Genomic DNA, 20,198 nt, shown 5'->3' with positions numbered 1-20,198 from the left:
CCTTGCGGCCGGAGTACGTCCGTTTCGCCCTGGGAGCGCGGGCGTCTCGCCCGCAACGTGCGGCTTGCGGCCGGAGCGTTGACTTCTTGCACAGGGAGCACAGACTCTCCTGCTACGAATGGCACGAAAACAATGGGGCCAATTCATGGCGGAGACCGTCCTATTTTGTTCTGGCTTGCCTGGGTTAGCGGATGGGATGGATCGCGACCCCGCTCACGATGCGCTGCCGGCCGGCGTCCAGGGCCAGGCCAAACGGCGATGTGACCAGCGGCGCCGGTAGGCTGCCGAGGAAGCGCCCGTCGGCCGCCGCGAAGCGTTGTATGCCTGCCCGATCGCTGATGAGCAGTTCGCCCGTGCCCGGATCGAACGCCAGCGCCTGCGCCCCAGCCAGCGGGTGGGTGATCGTGGGCAGCAGGGCGCCAATCGGCGTCCCGGTCGCGCCATCGAGCCAGGCCACTTCGCCGTAGTGTGGCCCGCGCCAGAAGAGCACCGCCAGGCGCCCTCCGGCCACATCTGCGGCCAGCGCCAGGGGATGACCGAAGCCTCCCACGGCTACCCGGCTGACCAGGTCACCGCGGTTGGCATCGAGCAGGGCCACTTCATCGCTGCCGGCCAGGGCCACATAAACGCGCGCCGCGACCGGATTGACCACCACGACCCACGGCGCCGGCGCCAGGTGGATGGTTTGCACCACCTCCAGGGTCGTGGCGTCCAGCCTGAGCAGGCGATCGGCGCCGGTCTCGGCCAGCCATACCTGCGAACCCGCCAACCCCAACCCGCCCAAGCGTGCCAATGGCGCAGAGATGGCCTGCACCGCGCCGCTGCGGGCGTCCAGGCGCAGTAAGCGGCCACCCGTGCCCAGGTGGTTGGGCGCAGCGCCTGGCGCAGCCCACGTGCTGGCAAAGATATTCTGGCCGTTGGCGTCCACGGCCAGGGCCACGAGATCGCCGGGCAGCTCAATCTGCTGGCGCGCGGTTCCGGCGGCGTCCCCGATGATGAGGGTGCGCCCGGACCCCAGGATACGGCTCCCATCCACGGGATTGACGGCAACCACGGCGTGGCTGAAGGTCGGCTCGTCGAGCGTCGGCGCCGCATCCTGGTCACGCAATTCGGCGGACGGCGCTGGGGTCATCATCTCGCCACGCAATTCGGCGGCTGGCGCTGGGGTCATCATCTCGCCACGCAATTCGGCGGCTGGCGCTGGGGTCATCATCTCGCCACGCAATTCGGCGGCTGGCGCCTGCAGCATGAGTGGCACGAAGTTGGGCGTGACCGTGGTGATCTGGAAGGTGTAATCACTGTCGCAGCCGCCTTGCCCGTGAGCTTGCGCCACTTGTACGTACACGGCGCCGGTCCAGGGCGCGACCCACTGGATCAGGGAGTCGGGCGCGGAGAGGATCCAATCATCGTTCTCGGCCAGCAGGATGTTCAGGCTTTCGTTCCACAGCTCCAGCCGCGTGTCGCCGAGGGTACCGAGCAGGTGCGTCTGCAGGCGATAGATGACCCCGGCCTGCACCTCGACGCGACTCCAATCCGCGTCGCCGGCCCGATGAAAGCTGTGCAACTGCGTGTAGGGGCCAGGAAACGTGGGCGGCGCAGCGGACGGCGTGTCGTCCGGCTCGAAGGTATCCGGCTGGGCTGTGCAAGACCCAAACGGCGTGGGCGTTGGCGTGAGCGTTGGCGTAGCGCTGGGAGCAAGGGTGCGCGTGGCGGTCGGCGTCACCGTGGGGCCGGGGGTACGCGTGGGCGTGACCGTGGCGGTCGGCGTCGGTGTCGGCGTGGGGCCGGGAGTGCGCGTGGCTGTCGGTGTGGCGCTGGGGCCAGGGGTACTCGTGGGGGTTGGTGTCATGGTTGACGTGCTGCCGCTGGTTGGCGACACGGTAGGGTAGGGCGTCGGCGTTGCCACCGGCCCTTCGTCCTGCAAGATCGTGACCGTGTCATCGGCGCGGTTGCTGACATAGAGTCGGTTGGTGGACGGATCGAGCAGGATGGCGCTGGGGTCATTCCCCACCGGCAGCCAGTAGAGCCAGGCGTCGGCGCCACCCTGGAAGAAGTGAACGGCGCGCTCGTCTGGGCAGACGACGAAGAAACGACCGTTGTTGGGATTGACGGCCACGGCGCCTGGCATACAGTTGAGCGGCACGGTGTTGACCACCGCGGCGTTGACCAGGTCAATCACCGCGATCGCGAAGCCATCCTGGGCGGCCACATAGGCGCGCTGGCGCACGCTGTCCACTGCCACGCTGATCGGCCCGCCGGCGACTGGGATCAGAAAGCGCAAATATCCCCGTTCGTCGTAGACGCCCACGGTGTCATCCAGGCGATGGGGGATGAGAAAGCTGGGCGCGGTGTCATGCCGCGCAATCGCCAGCGGCCCGCTGCCGATGCGTCGAATCTCCGTCAGAGTAACGGCCGCCCCGTCTACGAGCGCGAGGGAACTGTCACCGGCGCCAACGACGAGCACTTGCCCGCTGATGACTTCGACCGCGGCCGCGACCGGTTGATGGCTGACGCCCACCAGGACCGCCCCCACGATTTCGCCCGTGAGGCCCGGCGGCGCGTCCACGGCCACCAGGACATCGCTGAAACGGGCGGCCACATACAGGCGTTGGCGCGCCGGGTCGAAATCAAGCCCCACCGGCCCCGCGGCGCCGCCCAGGCCCAATGTGGCCACGATCTGGTTGGTGTCGAGGTTGGCCACGGACACATTGCCGCTGAGACCGTTCGCCACAAACAGCCGGCGCCCGGCGCCATCCAATGCCAGCCCTTGCGGCTCCTGCCCCACGCGCAGAATGCCGAGCACGCCCACCGGCGTGGCGCTGGCCGTTGGCGTTGGGGTGATCGTCGGCGTGCGCGTGGCGGTGCGCGTGTGGGTGGGGGTGCGCGTGGGGGTGGCGGTGCGTGTCGGTGAAGCCGTCGGCGTGATCGTCGGCGTCGGCGTTGGACTTGGCGTCGGCGTCGGCGTCGCACTTGGGGTGTCGGTACCGGTTGGCGTAAACGTCGGTGTGTTGGTACCCGTTGGCGTAAACGTCGGCGTGTGGGTGACCGTGGGAGTCAGCGAAGCGGTCGGCGTGTGGGTGGCGGTCGGCGAGGCCGTAGGGGTTGCGGTGGGAGTCGAGGTGGGGGTATCCGTTGGTGTTGCGCTGGGGGTTGCGCTGGGCGTGGCCGTGGGAAGCGGCGTCGGCGTCAGTGTCGGCGTGGGGGTTGCAGTCGGCACGGTGCCCGTTGGCGTTGGCGTCATGGTCGGGGTGTGCGTGGCGGTTGGTGTCTGGCTGGCGGTGGAGGTCAGCGTGGGCGTTGGCGTGACGGTGGGCGTGCGCGTGGGCGTCGCGGTGTGGGTCGCGGTGGGCGTGCGCGTTGGCGTCGCGGTGTTGGTCGCGGTGGGCGTGCGCGTGGGCGTCGCGGTGGGGGTTGCTGTCGGCGTGCGCGTCGGCGTCGCGGTGGGGGTTGCTGTTGGCGTGACGGTGGGTGTGCGCGTCGGCGTCGCGGAGGCGGTGGGCGTGTGCGTTGGCGTCGCCGTGGGCGTCGGCGACCTGGTCGGTGTGTTGGTGACCGTCGGCGTGAGGGTCAGGGTGGGGGTGTGCGAGGGTGTCGGTGTCACGGTGGGCGTGGCGGCTCTCGTCGGCGTGCGCGTCGGCGTTGGCTGGCGCACGATGACCGGCGCCACCTGGGTGTGCGGCGCAATCGTGGTGTTGGAACTGGTGGCGCTGACATCGTTGTAGTAGGCGCCGCCGCTGCTGGCCGCGTTGGCCCCAAAGCTGATGACCAGGCTGGCGCTGGCGTAGGGGCTGGTTTTGTCCAGACCGCGCACGCTGGTGAACTGCGTGTGCGGGGTACCGTTGGCTGAGATCCAATCCCAGACCGCCCAGCCACCGCTGGGGTCATTCAATTCAAAGGGGGCCACGGCCTGCACCTCGGCCCAACCCTGCCAGTAGTCGCGAAAGGCCCGCGTGATGTAATCGGCGCGGTTGGTTTCGGTGATGATCGGGTAGCCTTCCCAGGTGAACATGCCGTCACCGAGCTGGTAGCCCGTCTCAGACAGAATCACATCCACGTCGCGACGACCCCAGGTGGCCAGGGCGTTCAGTTCGCGCAGGTAAGTGTCAATGGTGGCCTGCGGCTGACCGGCGGTGCCACGATGCACGTTGTACTCCGGTGGGTGATTGGATGGGTAGGGGTGCGTGCCCCAGACATCGAAGGCCCAGCGGGCGTTGGGCGCGGCCGTGAACATCTGATTGATGAAGGTCACCGGGCTGATGTTGCCGCCGGGCGAGAGCGGCCCGTTGACGATGCGGATGCGGCTATCGCCGATGGAGCGGATCGCGCCGGCCGCCTGCTCCAGGAATTGGGCGTATTCGGTGGCATTGGCCGCGCCGCTCCATTCCAGGTTCAGGTTTGGCTCGTTCCAGAGTTGGATGTAGAGCGTGAATCCGTCGCGCCGGGGCAGCCCCGCGACCACGCGGCGAAACGCCTGTGCCACGCTGCTGTAATTGCCGGCCCAGTCCGCTTGTGGCTTGACCCAATTGGCCCCATCGTGCGTGCCTTGCAGGCGCAGGAGCACATCGAAGCCCCGGTCATAAGCGGCGTTGACATAATCCAGCCAGCACGATTCGGGGCCGCCGGTGTTATTGGTGATGCCGTAGAAGAACTGCTTGGCCAGGGCATGGTACCCCATCAGTTCGCGCGCGCGGTCCAACTGCCAGGTGATCGTGTTGATGTTACAGTTTTCCTGGACAAAGGTGTTGATGCCGTAGAAGCTGTCTCCGCGCCGCGCAGGCACAGTCAGCCCGCTCCAGGTCAGGCTGCGGCCGCTGACGTTGGGGTCAGACGAGCGAATGAGGACGCCGTTGCGGTAGATGCGCGTGGTACCCGCGCGGTAGCTGAAACCGGCGGGCAGCATGTCGGTGACGCTGACATCGTTGGCGGCCACGTCACCGCTGTTGGTCAAGGTGATGTTGTAAGTCACGGCCGCGGCGGGCGCCACGGAGTTGGGCGAGACGGTTTTGCTCAGGGTGACGACCGGATAGGGTACTCCGGCGCTGGCGTTGGTCGAAAGGGTTAGGAGTAGGGCTGCCAAGAGGCAAAGTAGGGCGTTACGCATAGGTTTCTCTCGTTGATGGTCAGTCCGCGTATTATACCACACCGGCCGTGGCAGGGTGTGCGGTCTGCGCTACTTTCCCCGGTCTTTCTCAGCCAAACGGCGTAGAGAACCCTGAATAATCCGCCGGATGTGCTGCCGGCGCCGCGATGGCATAATCAGGGTGACAGCGTGAGCCAATCCGCCCGTGCCCTTCCCGACTGAGACCTGACCATCGTTCAATCCATTTCCTGCGAGTGTGGCGTATGTTAGACGAGCAAAAACTGATCGTGGCGGCGCGTGCAGGCCAATTACACGCGTTCAACCAACTGGTGACAACGTATCAAACCCTGGCCTACAGCGTGGCCCGCCGGGTGCTGAGCGATTCCGATCTGGCCGCGGATGCCACCCAGGATGCGTTTGTGAAAGCCTACCGCAAGCTCGACCAGTATCGGGGTGGCTCTTTCAAGGCGTGGCTGCTGCGCATTGTCATCAACACTTGCTATGATCGCCTGCGCGCCATGCGCCGGCGCCCCGTCACCTCGCTGGAGAGCCTGGTAGAACAGCCCGAACGTGCCACGATCATGATTGACCCGGGCGAGGGGCCTGAGCATCACGCGCTGCGCCGGGAATTGCGCCATCAGATCGAAACGGCCATTGCCGATCTGCCCTATGACCAGCGCCTGGTGATTGTGCTGAGCGATATCGAGGGCTACAACTACCACGAGATCAGCGACCTGGTCGGCATCCCTCTGGGCACGGTCAAATCCCGCATCGCGCGCGGGCGCGCCCGCCTGCGCGATCGCCTCGTTCTGCCCAACTTCAGCCTGGCGCCCCGGGTGGCCTATTCCTGATGCCGGGCATCCGCGCTGTTTGTGTACCCGCCGCGGCTTGAACCGCCGGGCGACTCCTCATCACCCTTCCACTGTTTGGCAAGTCCCGCACTTTAGCGTAAAATAGAGTTTGTTCACACTATTGTGCATAAACTCTAATGCACCCATTGTTTTTGGCAAAGGTCGCGTATGACGCCGACGTGGCTGCAATCGCAAACCACTGTTTTTCTGGTGATGCTGGCAGGCCTGGTTGCGCTGCTGCTCTTGATCATCTGGTGGCGTGAGCGCAGCCGACGTTGGGGCTATGGGCTGGCATTGGCGCTGGCGTTGGCGGGGTTATTCACCTGGTCGGCGGGTCAGTTGTTCGAAGTGCCGGACTATCTGGCAGGATGCCCTGAATTGTGCGCCGGCTGGCGCGGCTACCCGGTGCCAACGGCGCTCAGCACCATGCATGGCACGTGGACGGTCAGCCCGATCGGGCTGGGGATCAACTTTCTGTTTCATGGCCTGCTGCTGCTCCTGGTGGCAGCCCTTTGGAGTGCGGCCGAGCGGAACTGGCGCCTGCCGCCGGCATATGCCTGGCGCAAGGTGCTGCTGATCACTGCGGTTGTGGTTGGCCTGTGGTCGTTGATTCCGCGCTACGCCGCGCCGCCGGAGCCGGCCGTGCGTGGTGATGCGCAGCGTCTGGGGATCAATGCCAAACGCCTGGCTGCGCGGGCGCTGGGCGGCCTGGACTGGCGAATTCAGCGTCTGGCGCTGGAGGATGTGCGGCGTCTGCCCCAACGTTTGCAGCCCGATGCGCCCGGCCTGCCGCCGCCCACAGGGCCGGAATGGCGCGTTTGCCTGCGCAGCTACACCTTTTTCTATGTACCGTGGCGTCGCGTCTATATTGACTTGGATGCCACCGGCGCGCTGACGATTGGCGGCGGCGTCCTGCCCCTGGATCAGGAATGTTGGTCGGCGCCGTTCCCCGAATCGCCCTATCCGTTTGCGGTGGGGCAGCCAGTGCCTTAGCTGTATCCCGGACTTGCCGAGCGCCGACGGAGCCGTAAGACGGAGCCGTAAGGAGTCGTGAGCATGAGGAATGACTTGTGAGAAGACGCGTATCCTACGACGCGGCGGGCGGTGTGGTGTTGGATGAACAGGGTGCCATCCTCGTACTCTACCGTTCGCGCAACAACGAAATCCGCCTACCCAAGGGGCATGTCGAAGCGCGTGAGCTGTTGGAAGACGCAGCGGCACGCGAAATCCGAGAGGAGTCAGGGTACGCCGATTTGCAGTTGATCACAAGCTTGGGCGTACAGGTGGTCGAATTCGATTTACCAGAGAAGAATCAACATGTGATGCGCCAGGAGTTTTATTTCCTGTTTCGACTTGGCAGCCCGCGCCAGGTCGCGCGTGACGCCCATGAGCTTCAGTTTGAACCTGGCTGGCTCAAGCTCGACGAAGCCGTGGTTCATCTCTCTTATGAGACAGAACGCGAGTTTGTGCGTCGTGCCCGCGCCTGGTTGGATCGCGGGGACGAAGGATTGGTGCATACCAGGTGATGGGACCAAGCGCACACCTCTGATCCAATCCATCAAGTCAGTCAATTATCACGCAACGAGGAGTTCCCAACGGATGAGTCAATTTCCACTGCCTGAATCAGCCCCGGCCACGCCCTCTTCACAGCGCACGCTGTGGATCGTCCTGGGCGCCGCGGCCATCTTTCTGTGCTGCTGCTGCCTGGCCTTGATTGCCGGCGGCACCATCTTCTTCAATTTCATGGGTGAATCCAATATCAGCGATTGGTCCACGCCGGTGGTTGAGTTCACCCGTGTGGCCGGCACGCCCACCCCGCGCACGCCGCGTGTCACCTCCACCCCGCCGGCGCGGTCCACCGCGGTCGCGGGTACACCGCGCCCAACCGTCTCCAGTTCCGATACCGGTTCGGAGACCGAGCGCCTGCTGCGAGAAGTCAACGTGCCAGAGCGTGATCTGCGCTTGCTGGCCATGCAGTTGCGTCCGGGTATCGGTGACATTCCCGAAACCGTCAATTCAACGCCACCCGTGTTCGAGGTGGGCGATGTCGCCACCTTCACGGTGAGCAATGTGGATGACAACCGCCACTTCGAGATCGAGGCCGAGCTGCGCTATGAGACGCCACACCTTTTCATGTGGGTTGAAAAGGACCAACGTGTCAATCAAGACGGCCTGGAACGTTCGGCCGAGTTGTTCGAGGCCAAGACCTATCCCACCAATCGGGAGTTTTTCGGCAGCGAATGGACGCCAGGCGTTGACAACGACGTGCATCTGCACATTCTGCACGCCAGCGACCTGGGCGACAGCATTGCCGGTTATTACTCCTCCGCGGATGAATTCTCGCGCAAGGCCCAACCCTTCTCCAACGAGAAGGAGATGTTCTACATCAACATTGATAACAACGAACCAGGCACCGATTTCTACGATGGGACCCTGGCGCACGAGTTCCAGCACATGATCCACTGGCACAACGACCGCAATGAAGAGACGTGGGTCAACGAAGGCTCGTCCGAGCTTGCCTCGGCGCTCAACGATTTCGATCCGGGCGGCGCCGACCGCGCCTTCACGGCCAACCCGGACACGCAGTTGACCACCTGGGGTTCCGAGCCTGGCACCAACGCCCCGCACTACGGCAGCGCGTATCTGTTCATGGCCTATTTCCTGGAGCAGTTCGGTGAAGAGATGACGCGCTCGCTGGTTGCATCGGGTCTCAACGGCATTGCCGGCTTCGACGACGTGTTGACTGCCAACAACACCGGCGCCAACTTTGATGCCGTCTTTGCCGATTGGATTGTCGCCAATCTGCTCGATGATCCGTCCGTGCATAATGGCCGTTTTGGCTATCAATCCGCAGACCCCGGTGAGGTCAGCCTTGAGGCCAGCTTCCGGCGCTACCCGGCCGTCGAAGATGGCGGTCAGGTTTCTCAGTATGCCGCCGACTACTTTGCGCTGAAGGGCAGCGGTGATGTGACGATTGACTTCAGCGGCAGCACCACCGTTGGCCTGGTGGATGCAGAGCCTCACAGCGGCGCCTTCACCTGGTGGGGCAATCGCACCGATGATAGCGACGCCACCCTGACGCACGACTTCGACCTGAGTGGGGTCAAGAACGCGACGCTGGACTTCTGGGCCTGGTACGACCTGGAAGAAGACTTCGACTATGCCTATGTCGAAACCTCGACCGACGCGGGCGCGACCTGGACCATTCTGGCAGGTCGTTATAGTGTGACCACAAATCCGAACGGCAACAGCTTCGGCGCAGGCTACACCGGCGTCAGCGGCGGCGGACGCGCACCGGAATGGGTGCAGGAGAGCATTGACCTGAGCGCGTATGCAGGCCAGCAGGTGCAGGTGCGTTTCCAGTACATTACCGACGACGCGGCTAATGAGCCGGGCATTCTGCTCGATGATATCAGCATCCCTGAACTCAACTACAGCAGTGATGTCGAAGATGGCGACGGGGGCTGGATCAGCAAGGGTTGGCTGCGCACCGATAACGTGCTGACCCAGCGCTGGCTGATTCAGGTGGTGGAACAGGATCGTCAAGGCGTCAAGGTGTCGGTGATGGAGGTCGGTGCAGATGGTCGCGGCTCGCTCGTCGTGCCGGCCATTGGCAACAATGGCAAGGTGGCCTACCTGATCGTCAGCGCCATCGCCCCGGTCACAACGGAACCGGCCTCGTACAACTTCGAGGTGCGGCAGCAATAGACTCAGTCGGGTCACGAAGCCGGCTTGGAGTTTGACGGATGTAACGGATAACAAAAAATGCTGACCCCCGTCGCAAGACAGGGGTCAGCACGATTTGGCCGGCAAAGTCAAAGCGTCGCCAACTCGGCGTCGTCAGCGTCGGCCAGGTCATTGTCGGGGGATGTAGTGACCGGGCCGGCCAGGGCCGCCAGGCGCCCGGCATAGCGTTTCTGCTCACGCGGTCGCCAGCGATGCGCTTCACCTTCTGCCAGTTTGCGCGCAAAGATCAGGTAGCCTGTGTGGGCCACCATGCGGTCGGCGGGGCGCAGGCGGTCGGGCACTGGTTTGTAGCTGCGCAGCAGCAGCTCCTCCACGGTGATATCGCTGAAGCCGTGTGTTTGCAGGGCGCGCAGCATCTCTTCAACCTGGTTCGTGGTGGGCACCAGGCTGCCGAAGATGCCGCCGGTCTTCAGAGCAGTCACGGCAGCGGGCAGGGTCGCCCAGGGTTCGCGCAGATCAAGAAAACAGGCATCCACATCCTGTTCGTCGAAGCCGGCGACGGTCACGTCACGCTGCTGCAGGCTGACGTAGGGCAAGAGGCCGAGGCTTTCCAGGTTGCGCTTGGCCAGGGTGAAGGTCTCCGGCTTGATCTCGTAGGTGTAGACATGGCCGCTGGGCATGACGGCCCGCGCCAGGGCCAGCGTCAAACCGCCGCTGCCGGTGCCCGCCTCCAACACGCGGCGGCCCGGAAACAGGTTGAGGCGCATGAGGATGTGGGCCGCATCTTTGGGAAAGATGATCTGCGTGACGCGTTTGAGCAGCGAGATCAGATCGTATGTTGTCGGTTCCAGCATCAGCAGCGGGCGCCCGATGAGGGTCTGCACGGTTTGCCCAAACGGCTGCCCAATGAGGGCGTCGTGCGGGAGACGACCGCGATTAGAATGCCAAATCGAGCCGGCTTTGAGGCGAACCAGGTAGCGTTTCTCGTCCTCGCTGACAAGCAAGACAAGATCGTTGGACTGGGCGAGTGCGGACAAGGTAGTTGCTCCCTTTGCTCTGTTGTCGGCAAAATTCGTTGTCAGAAATCGCTCTCTCGCCGAAAACGAATTTCTGAGGGGATTTTGGTTTGTAACCCCAGGAGAACGGGAGCACCGATTATACCGCGGGCAGCGCTGCGCTGCAATTGAACATCCGGAGAGGGGTGCATTTCAAATTGGGGGCAGGCCCGGCGACTGCAAGTCGCTGCAACGACTGCGAAGCCCACCTGCGTGGGCTGTGCCCCAGGACTGAAATGCACCCTCCGAGAGCGTCACAGGCTGGGCGCGCGGGCGTCTTGCCCGCAGCATCGCCAGGGCGCGCAGGTTCCCAATGGGTGACGCTCACAGTATTCATGCATCGTGGACGGCGTCAAAAGCGGAGGCACTTGTTGATGAGCGAAAATAGGGTAACGATTCTCTATATCGAAGATGAACCGGAGATTGTCGAACTGGTGCGCTTGATTCTGGCACGCCAGGACTACGACATGCTCACAGCCGCTGATGGCCCAGCGGGGTTGGAATTGCTCAGGCAGCAGCCATGCGACCTGGTGCTGCTGGATCTGATGATGCCAGGGATGGACGGCTGGGAGGTGCTGCGGCGTATCCGGGCGGACGCTGCGCTGCAGCACATGCCGGTGATCATTCTGACGGCCAAAGCCCTGGCCCAGGACCGTGATTATGGTCTGCACGTGGCGGGGGCGCAGGCATACGTCACCAAGCCGTTTTTCATGCACGATTTGATCGGGACGATCGGGCGGGTTTTGTCTGAGCGGAGTCAGCCGGTTGTCGAACGCACCTAGGTTTGCGTCATCGTTGCCGCGATGTGCAGTCGCCCGCTTTGTAACGATCACACAACAGGGCGTGGCATCAACACAGATGCCACGCCCTGTTATTTTTTTTCGATTCAACCAGGGACCCGGTTTGTCGCCCAAGTCCGGCGTTGATACGAATTGTTAGCGCACCAGGCGGCGACGCAGAGTGAGGCCGGCGGCCAACAGAGCCAGGATTGTCAGGGGCAGCCAGGACAGGCTGGGAGTGCTGTCGGTCCGCAGGCTGCTCAGTTCGACGGCCGTGGGATTGACTACCGTGCCTTCGATGACGAAGGGCGCACCGAGGGGAGTCTGCAGGCCGGCATCCACAACCGGCTGCCAGACGCCGCTGACCATCTGCTGGGCATCGCCCGTAGTGGTCTGCCCGTCAATCGTCACCGGCGGCTGCCAGGGCCCGGTATAGTTGATGTCTCCGTCCACCTGCCAGTCAATGAAGTAGTGACCTGGCGCCAGCGTCACCCCGGCGCTGTTGTTGAGTACGAAAACGGGACGGGTGTAGTCGGTCGGAGTGGACTCCTGGCGGCGGTACATGTTGGCCCAGGTTGAACTCACCAGGCGGTTGGTGGTAGTGTCGCCAAAGACCACGGTGCTGCCGGGGTCGCTGGGCGGGCCGTTCCAGATCTGGTAATTGACTGCCGTGAATGGGCTGGGCGAAGTGGGCGATCCCCCCATGTAAACGTATAGGCGAACCCCGGTGATCTGCCAACTCGCCCCACTGGGAATGGCGAAATCGTCAGAGATACGGAAGAGGCCGCTGGCCGATGCGTTGAAGCCACGGCTGGTCAGACCCACGGTGACGTTCAGCGCGATGCTCTCGTCGCTGCCGCCGGGGCCGGTGCCTGGGCTGTTGACCAGGGGGCCATTGTCGAAGAGATCGCTGTAGGGGCTTCTGGGGCCAGGGCCGACGCGCTGAGTCGGCGGTGCGTTGACGCCTGCCAGGGTGGGGCCGTCATCCGAGACGGGCGCGCTCGGTTGGGCTGCCATCAGCGAGACGCTGAACAGAGTCAGCAGCAGCACGAGACCGAGGACCAACAGAGACCGAGTAGTTCTACGCATGTGCATACCTCCTAACATGAACGCAGGGGAAAGTGGAACGAGTGAACGTATTCTAGCACACTCAGCCGATTGTGCCTAGTTGCGTGAATTGCCAAATTGCGTCGGCAACTCCCCTGTGAAAAAAATGTGAATGGTTGCGGCACGTATGGTGAGGTTTGCCCTCTTCCCAAACAAAACGGGAGACCAGCCAGGGCTGATCTCCCGTTCTCTCGTACAAAAACCGGTTACTGCCGCGCCGGCTCATGCCAGCGCCCGGCTAGTCGCTCAATCAGGATCGGCTTCCACGTCGCCATGCTCGGCGGCCAGGCCACGCTCGGCCAGGGCGGCTTCTTCGCGGCCCACATCGTGCCCTTCGGTGCGCACGCGCTGGCGGCGCTTCTCGAAGCCGGTGCCCACCGGGATCAGCTTGCCGATGATGACATTCTCTTTCAGGCCGCGCAGATCATCCTGCGCCCCGCGCACGGCCGCTTCCGTCAGCACGCGTGTCGTCTCCTGGAAGGAGGCCGCGGCCAGGAAGCTTTCCGTGTTCAAGGAGGCTTTGGTGACGCCCAGGAGCACCGTATCACCACGCGCCGGGGTGCGTCCGCGCTCGATCAGGCGTTGGTTCGCCTCGTCGAACTTGAAGCGGTCAACCAACTCACCCGGCAGGAACTCGGTATCGCCTGTCGCGCGCACCCGAACCTTGCGGATCATCTGGCGCACGACCACCTCGATGTGCTTGTCGTGGATGTTCACGCCTTGTGAGCGGTACACCTTCTGCACCTCTTCCACCAGGTAGAGCTGGCAGGTGTCGCGGCCCTGAATGCGCAGCACTTCCTTGGGGTTCTTGGCGCCTTCGGTCAACTGCTGACCCGATTTCACCACGTCGCCCTTGTCCACGCGCAGACGTGCGCTCGGCGGAATGGCCTTTTCCCAGACCGTAGTTTCCTCGCGGCGCACCACCGCCCGCCAGCCGTCATCGGTTTCCTCGATGAAAACGTGACCATCCAGCCCGGCCGTGATGTTGATCGGCTCGCCCGTTTGCTCATTCACAGCCACAGCCAGCGGCGTATCGGCCTGCACGCGATCGCTGTCACCGACCGCCAGGCGGAAGTGGCGTGGAATGTCACGTTCTTGCGACAACAGCTTGGTGTTCGTCACCTTCAGCTTGCGCTGCTCGCCCTCCCAATAGATGCCCACACTGCCGTCAATCTCAGCAATGACAGCCTCGCCCTTGGGATTGCGTGCTTCGAACAATTCCTCCACACGGGGCAGACCCTGCGTGATGTCTTCGGTGCCCGCGACACCACCGGTATGGAAGGTGCGCAGTGTCAACTGCGTGCCCGGCTCGCCGATGGACTGCGCCGCGATGATGCCGACCGCCTCGCCCTGGCGGATGATGCCGCCACGGGCCAGGTCGCGCCCGTAACAGGTGGCACACAGGCCGAAAGTCAGCGTGCAGATCAAGGGCGAGCGCACATAGGCTCGCTGCACCTTGGCCGCAAGAACGGCCGATACGGCCACCTCGTCAATCATCTGGCCCTTCTCCACAATGACATCCCCGGTCTGTGGATGCAGGATGGCCCCGGCCGCATAGCGCCCAACGAGACGATCACCGAACGCCTCGCCAATGAGCCTGCTCACGGAGGCTTCGATCCAGATGCCGGCGTCGGTGCCGCAGTCGTCCACGCTGATGATGACATCTTGCGCCACGTCTACCAGGCGGCGAGTCAGATAACCGGCGTCGGCGGTGCGCAGCGCGGTGTCGGCCAAACCCTTGCGGGCGCCGTGCGTACTCAGGAAGTATTCCAGGGCGGTCAGGCCCTCGCGGAAGTTGGAACGGATGGGCAGCGGAATGATACGACCTGAAGGGTCGGCCATCAAGCCGCGCATACCGGCCAATTGGCGAATGGGCGTTACACCGCCCTTGGTGGCGCCGCTGATAGCCATCGCGCCTAGCCCTTCCAGCGGATCCAACTGCTGCTTCACCGCCTGCGTGAGGTCATCGGTGGCACGCGTCCACAGCTCCACGATGCGGTTGTACTGCTCCTCTTCCGTGATCAGGCCACGGCGATATTGGCGCTCGGCCTTCTCGACCTCGGTGGTGGTGTCCTGAATGATCTGTTGTTTGATTTCCGGCACCTGGATGTCGCTCACCGCAATCGTCATACCGCTGCGGGTGGCGTAGATGAAGCCCAGTTGCTTGATCTTGTCCACCAGGTCGGCCGTCTTACGCACACCCAGGCGATGGTAGCAGTCGGCAACCACCGTGTTGACCGAGCCTTTGTCCATCACTTTGTTGACGAACTGCAGCTCGCGCGGCAGCTCCATATTGAATATCGCGCGTCCAACCGTAGTTTCGATGAGACCATGCATCCGCGGGGCTTCGGCGGCCACACCCAGGCGCAGCAGATGTGCGCGAATTTCCTCAGTATGACCGATCACCGGCGAGGGCTGGCCGCTTGACGCCTGCTGCATCAGCTCGACCACCTGGGCGGCTGTGGTGACGCCGGCTGCTTCCAGCGCGGCGTGCGCCTTCGGCCCCAAGTGCAGGTTGCCCAGGGACACGTCGCGCAGCCAATCGTGGTAGCGCAGCCTGATTTTGGCACGCAGATCCACCGCGCCCAGGTCATAGGCCAGCTTGACCTCGTCCATGTTGCCGAAGGCCTTGCCTTCACCCTTGACGCCCGGCTTTTCACCCGTCAGCCAGTACATGCCGAGAACCATGTCTTTGGACGGCCCGACGATCGGCTCGCCGCTGGCCGGTTTCAGCAGGTTGTGTGACGACAGCATGAGTTCGCGCGCCTCACGCACCGCTTCATCGCTCAACGGCACATGCACGGCCATCTGGTCGCCGTCGAAGTCAGCGTTGAAGGCCGAGCAGACCAGCGGGTGAATCTGGATGGCATGACCTTCGATCAACACCACCTCGAAGGCCTGAATGCCCAGGCGGTGCAGGGTAGGCGCACGGTTGAGCAGCACCGGCCGCTCCAACGACACCTCTTCCAGCACGTCCCACACTTCCGGACTGAGCCGGTCCACCAGGCGCTTGGCGCTCTTGATGTTGTGCGCGAAGTTGGCTTCCACCAGTTTGCGCATGACGAAGGGCTTGAACAGCTCCAGGGCCATCTTCTTCGGTAGACCGCACTGATGCAGGGCCAGCGTGGGGCCGATCACGATCACAGAGCGGCCCGAATAGTCCACGCGCTTGCCCAGCAGGTTGCGGCGGAAGCGTCCTTGCTTGCCCTTGAGCATGTCGCTCAGGCTCTTTAGCTTACGTTTACCGCTGCGGCTGACGGCCCGGCCACGGCGCCCGTTGTCAATCAGGCTGTCCACGGCTTCCTGCAACATGCGTTTTTCATTGCGCACGATGACATCGGGCGCGCCCAGCTCCAGCAAGCGGCGCAAGCGGTTGTTGCGATTGATCACGCGGCGATACAGGTCGTTCAGGTCACTGGTCGCGAAACGTCCACCGTCCAACTGCACCATCGGGCGCAGATCCGGTGGGATGACCGGCAGCACGGTCAGGATCATCCACTCCGGCCGGTTGCCCGACTTGCGGAACGATTCGGCCACGCGCAGGCGCTTGGCTGCCTTCTTGCGGCGCTGCTTCGACTTGCTGATGCGGATCTCGTGGCGCAGTTCCTTGGCCATCTTGTTCAGGTCAATGCGGGCCACGACATCGCGAATGGCTTCGGCGCCCATGGCGGCATCGAACAGCGAGCTCCAGCGCTCCTGTAGTTCGCGGTAGCGGGTCTCGGTCAGCAGATCAAGCTCCTTGATGCTCTTGATCTCGGCCGCATCCTGATCATGGGTCACGCGCAGTTTTTCTTTTTCGCGTTCCACATCCCGGCGCTGACCTTCGCTCTTCTCGGACACCTCATGGCGGAAGCGGTCGCGCCGAGCAGCCGCCTGCAGACCAATCTGCGCCTTGTCCTGATCACCGGACTCCTTGATCTCGGTCAGGCGCTGCTGCATACTATCGCCCAGCCGATTCAGGCTGTGGCGGTCAATCGGCTCGCCGACCGGCACCAGGGCGTCACTCAGCCAGGGCAGGTTCACAGCCGCGGCCGCGATCTTGCCGATCTGGCCTTCCAATTGGCGTTGAATCTGGCTGCCCGTGCCCATCGCCTCGTTGGTCTTACGCGCCATCTCATCTTCGATGTCACCGATGCGGCGCGCTTCTTCATTGTCCAGGCGGGTCAGGGCATCGGCCAGGCGATGTTCATAATCGGCCAGCTTGGTCTGCAGGTCATTTTCCATGCGCTGCAGTTTGAGATTCAGATCGCGGTCGCGGCGCTGAATCATGCGCGCCCGCGCTTCCTCGTCTACCCGCGTAATGATGAACTGGGCAAAGTAGAGCACGCGCTCCAGGTTGCGCGGCGAGATGTTCAGCAAAAGGCCGAGCCGGCTGGGCACACCTTTGACGTACCAGATATGGCTGACCGGCGAGGCCAACTCGATGTGCCCCATGCGCTCGCGGCGCACGCGGCTGGGCAGCACTTCGACGCCGCACTTATCGCACTTGATGCCCTTGTAGCGCACACGCTTGTATTTGCCGCAGTAGCACTCCCAGTCCTTCGTGGGACCGAAAATTTTCTCACAGAACAATCCATCACGTTCGGGCCGCAGCGTCCGGTAGTTGATTGTTTCTGGCTTCAGGACTTCCCCGTGTGACCAGGAGCGAATTTGCTCCGGCGACGCCAGACTAATCCGAATCGCATCAAAATCGTTTACTTCCACGGTTACCCCCTATCGAAAGGCGCAACGCTGAACACCGCGCGTCGAACCGTTCGTTCGACGCGCAGCCTGCAGCATTTCTCAGTCGCGTCCGGCCATTGGCCCCGGTAAACTCAGGCTAAATCCCAGCTTCGGCAGGCGCTCATCGGTATCTTCCTTGCCAAACTGGATGATCTCGTCCTTCTCGTTGATGACCTCAACCGACAGGCCGAGCGATTGCAGTTCTTTCACCAGCACGCGGAACGATTCTGGAACGCCCGGCGCGGCAATCGGCTCGCCCTTGACAATTGATTCGTACGTCTTCACACGCCCGGTGACGTCGTCCGATTTGACCGTCAGCATTTCCTGCAGGATGTGCGCGGCGCCGTAGGCTTCCAGCGCCCACACTTCCATTTCTCCGAAGCGCTGACCGCCGAACTGCGCCTTGCCACCGAGCGGCTGCTGCGTCACCAGCGAGTACGGGCCGGTAGAGCGGGCATGCACCTTATCTTCGACCAAGTGTGCCAGCTTGAGCATGTAGATGATGCCCACGGTCACTGGGCGGTCGAAGCGATCACCTGTGCGGCCGTCATGCACCACCTGTTTGCCCGTCGTGGGTAGGGGCCAGCCGACTTTAAGGCTCACCTGCTCGGCCGCCTCATGCAAGGCTAATTCCGACAGGGCCAATGTCCCCGGGCTGGTGTCTGGATCGTAATACTTGATCCATTCGTGCAGGCAGACATCAATGGCCTGGGTGTCCGCGCGGTCGCGAAGGTCGCGATTGTAGGCCACATCCTCGAACATCAAAACGTCATCGGGATGATACCCCTGATCTCTCAGCCACTCGCGCAGCGTGGCGCGACGTGCAAAGGTCGTATCTCTGAGCACCAGTTCCGGGTCATACCCGCGCTCCGACAGGAAATCAATCAGGAAGCGGGTACGGGCATCGGCATCATCCTCGATCTCTTCGGCGGGGATACCTTGTGCCGCCACCCAGTGCCAGGCTCGCTGCGAGGCGTCGCGCCAGGCCAGGTCAATCAACCAGGCACGGGCCAGTTCGGCCTCGATCTCGCGCTCCTTGGCGCCATCGAAAACGGGGGTGTTGGTGCGGAAGCCCAAGCGATCGGCTGCCCAGCCCAAGTGGGTTTCCAGCACCTGACCGATATTCATACGGGCCGGCACGCCCAACGGGTTGAGGATGATGTCCACCGGTGTGCCATCCTCCAGGTAGGGCATGTCCTCCACTGGCACGATCTTGGAGATGACGCCCTTGTTGCCGTGACGGCCGGCCATCTTGTCACCTTCCATGATCTTGCGCCGTTGTGCCACACTGACGCGCACCATTTTTTCCACGCCTGCCGGTAGGTCGCGGTAGTCATCGCGGCCAAAAACCTTGATGTCTACCACTTTGCCTTTTTCGCCGTGGGGCAGACGCAGCGAGGAGTCCTTGACCTCACGCGCCTTTTCGCCAAAAATGGCTCGCAGTAATTTTTCTTCTGGCGTCAGTTCGGTTTCACCCTTCGGTGTAATCTTGCCGACCAGGATGTCGCCCGGTCCCACCTCGGCGCCGACGCGAATCACGCCTTCCTCGTCCAGGTCCTTCAGTGCATCCTCACCCACGTTGGGAATATCGCGGGTGATTTCTTCCGGCCCCAGTTTGGTATCGCGCGCTTCCACCTCATGCTTTTCGATGTGGATGGAGCTATATTTGTCTTCCATGACCATGCGTTCACTGATCAGGATGGCGTCTTCGTAATTGCCGCCGTCCCAACTCATGAAGGCCACCAGCACATTTTGCCCTAGCGCCAGTTCACCGACCTCCGTCGAGCTTGAATCGGCCAGGACGGCGCCCTCACGCACCCACTGGCCCTTGCGGACGACAGGGCGCTGGTCAATGCAAGTGGACTGGTTCGAGCGGTTGAATTTGCGCAGCGCGTAGACGCGGCGACTGCCATCCTCTTCCAGGATCGTCACATCTCGACCGGTCACGCTGGTAACCTCGCCCGGTTTGCGGGCAACCACCACCTGACCAGAGTCCACGGCCGCCTGGTATTCCATGCCGGTGCCGACGATGGGGGCTTCGGGGCGCAACAGGGGAACGGCCTGACGCTGCATGTTCGATCCCATCAGCGCGCGGTTGGCGTCGTCATGCTCCAGGAACGGAATCAACGCGGCTGACACGCTGACGCTCTGTTTGGGCGACACGTCCATGAACTCGATACGCTCCGGCACCTCGAACAGGAAATCCTTACTGTGGCGCGCCGATGCGTGGGTTGAGGAACTCGCCACGGCTATTGAGCGCGGCGCTGGCCTGCGCAATGGAAAAACTCTCTTCCTCATCGGCCGTTGCGTAGACGACGTTCGTGGAGGCGAAGGACTTGACCCGCACCTCGCTGTAGGCCTCAGCATAAGACGCGATCAACTCAGCCATGTCCGCGGTAATTTCCGTCTCTGGCTCGGCAATCACATCCTTGCTGATGGGATCAACCAGACGTTCGCGCAGGATTCGGCCCGTCAGGTTGTCGGCGCGGTTGGGCACCGCGCTGAAGACGCGGCGGTACGGGGTTTCGATGAAACCATACTCATTGACCCGTGCAAAGGTCGCCATCGAGCCGATCAAGCCGATGTTGGGGCCTTCCGGCGTCTCGATGGGGCAGATACGGCCATAGTGGCTGTGGTGAACGTCGCGCACGTCAAAGCCGGCGCGTTCACGACGAAGACCGCCAGGTCCGAGGGCGCTCAATCGGCGCTTGTGGGTTAACTCGGCCAGTGGGTTGGTCTGATCCATGAACTGGCTGAGCTGGCTGCCGCCGAAGAATTCACGCGTTGCAGCCACCACCGGGCGAATGTTGACCAGTGCCAGCGGCGTGACCTGCTCCGGGTCACGCGTACTCATACGCTCGCGCACCACGCGTTCCATGCGCAGCAGGCCGATGCGCAGCTGATTCTGAATCAACTC

9 protein-coding genes and 1 pseudogene are annotated in these 20,198 nt (G+C 63.1%); 5 read left to right on the top strand and 5 right to left on the bottom strand.

Annotated features, from left to right (window positions below):
- Positions 1-184: 184 nt before the first annotated feature.
- The gene (locus IPF85_RS03045; protein ID WP_343406596.1) at positions 185-5,101 is read right to left on the bottom strand and encodes a hypothetical protein; all 4,917 of its coding nucleotides are present in this window, start codon (positions 5,099-5,101) and stop codon (positions 185-187) included.
- A gap of 242 nt (positions 5,102-5,343) precedes the next feature.
- Here IPF85_RS03045 and IPF85_RS03040 point away from each other — a divergent pair, with 242 nt between their 5' ends.
- The 4 genes from IPF85_RS03040 to IPF85_RS03025 all read left to right on the top strand — a co-directional run bounded on the left by IPF85_RS03040 (position 5,344) and on the right by IPF85_RS03025 (position 9,639).
- Positions 5,344-5,931: a sigma-70 family RNA polymerase sigma factor gene (locus tag IPF85_RS03040; protein WP_343406595.1), complete on the top strand. Its 588-nt coding sequence runs from the start codon at positions 5,344-5,346 to the stop codon at positions 5,929-5,931.
- Positions 5,932-6,099: 168 nt separating this feature from the next.
- Entirely contained in the window at positions 6,100-6,924 is an 825-nt protein-coding gene (locus IPF85_RS03035; RefSeq protein WP_343406594.1) for a hypothetical protein, read from the top strand.
- Between the two features lie 77 nt (positions 6,925-7,001).
- A complete protein-coding gene (locus IPF85_RS03030) occupies positions 7,002-7,457 on the top strand; it encodes an NUDIX domain-containing protein (protein WP_343406593.1) in 456 nt (151 codons plus the stop codon).
- 73 nt (positions 7,458-7,530) lie between these two features.
- Entirely contained in the window at positions 7,531-9,639 is a 2,109-nt protein-coding gene (locus IPF85_RS03025) for a choice-of-anchor J domain-containing protein (RefSeq protein ID WP_343406592.1), read from the top strand.
- Between the two features lie 107 nt (positions 9,640-9,746).
- Here the strand turns inward: IPF85_RS03025 and IPF85_RS03020 are convergent, their stop codons facing one another.
- A complete protein-coding gene (locus IPF85_RS03020) occupies positions 9,747-10,655 on the bottom strand; it encodes a tRNA (adenine-N1)-methyltransferase (protein ID WP_343406591.1) in 909 nt (302 codons plus the stop codon).
- A 392-nt stretch (positions 10,656-11,047) separates the two neighbouring features.
- Here IPF85_RS03020 and IPF85_RS03015 point away from each other — a divergent pair, with 392 nt between their 5' ends.
- Entirely contained in the window at positions 11,048-11,455 is a 408-nt protein-coding gene (locus tag IPF85_RS03015; protein WP_343406590.1) for a response regulator, read from the top strand.
- A gap of 153 nt (positions 11,456-11,608) precedes the next feature.
- On the opposite strand, the gene IPF85_RS03010 is transcribed toward IPF85_RS03015, so the two are convergent.
- The 3 genes and pseudogenes from IPF85_RS03010 to IPF85_RS03000 form a co-directional block, all read right to left on the bottom strand.
- A complete protein-coding gene (locus tag IPF85_RS03010; RefSeq protein ID WP_343406589.1) occupies positions 11,609-12,541 on the bottom strand; it encodes a hypothetical protein in 933 nt (310 codons plus the stop codon).
- 264 nt (positions 12,542-12,805) lie between these two features.
- Positions 12,806-17,263, bottom strand: coding sequence for a DNA-directed RNA polymerase subunit beta' (locus IPF85_RS03005; protein WP_343406588.1), 4,458 nt, complete (start codon positions 17,261-17,263; stop codon positions 12,806-12,808).
- 78 nt (positions 17,264-17,341) lie between these two features.
- A pseudogene (locus tag IPF85_RS03000) lies at positions 17,342-20,198 on the bottom strand (DNA-directed RNA polymerase subunit beta); the annotation flags it as partial.

The sequence above is a fragment of the Candidatus Amarolinea dominans genome (assembly GCF_016704685.1).
Taxonomy (GTDB): domain Bacteria; phylum Chloroflexota; class Anaerolineae; order SSC4; family Amarolineaceae; genus Amarolinea; species Amarolinea dominans.
Note: the sequence above shows the minus strand (reverse complement) of the source record. Positions and strands in the feature narration are given on the sequence as shown.

Coding starts and splice junctions, on each gene's coding strand:
- IPF85_RS03015 (WP_343406590.1), top strand. CDS start 11,048: ATGAGCGAAAATAGGGTAACGATTCTCTATATCGAAGATGAACCGGAG.
- IPF85_RS03035 (WP_343406594.1), top strand. CDS start 6,100: ATGACGCCGACGTGGCTGCAATCGCAAACCACTGTTTTTCTGGTGATG.
- IPF85_RS03045 (WP_343406596.1), bottom strand. CDS start 5,101: ATGCGTAACGCCCTACTTTGCCTCTTGGCAGCCCTACTCCTAACCCTT.
- IPF85_RS03010 (WP_343406589.1), bottom strand. CDS start 12,541: ATGCGTAGAACTACTCGGTCTCTGTTGGTCCTCGGTCTCGTGCTGCTG.
- IPF85_RS03025 (WP_343406592.1), top strand. CDS start 7,531: ATGAGTCAATTTCCACTGCCTGAATCAGCCCCGGCCACGCCCTCTTCA.
- IPF85_RS03040 (WP_343406595.1), top strand. CDS start 5,344: ATGTTAGACGAGCAAAAACTGATCGTGGCGGCGCGTGCAGGCCAATTA.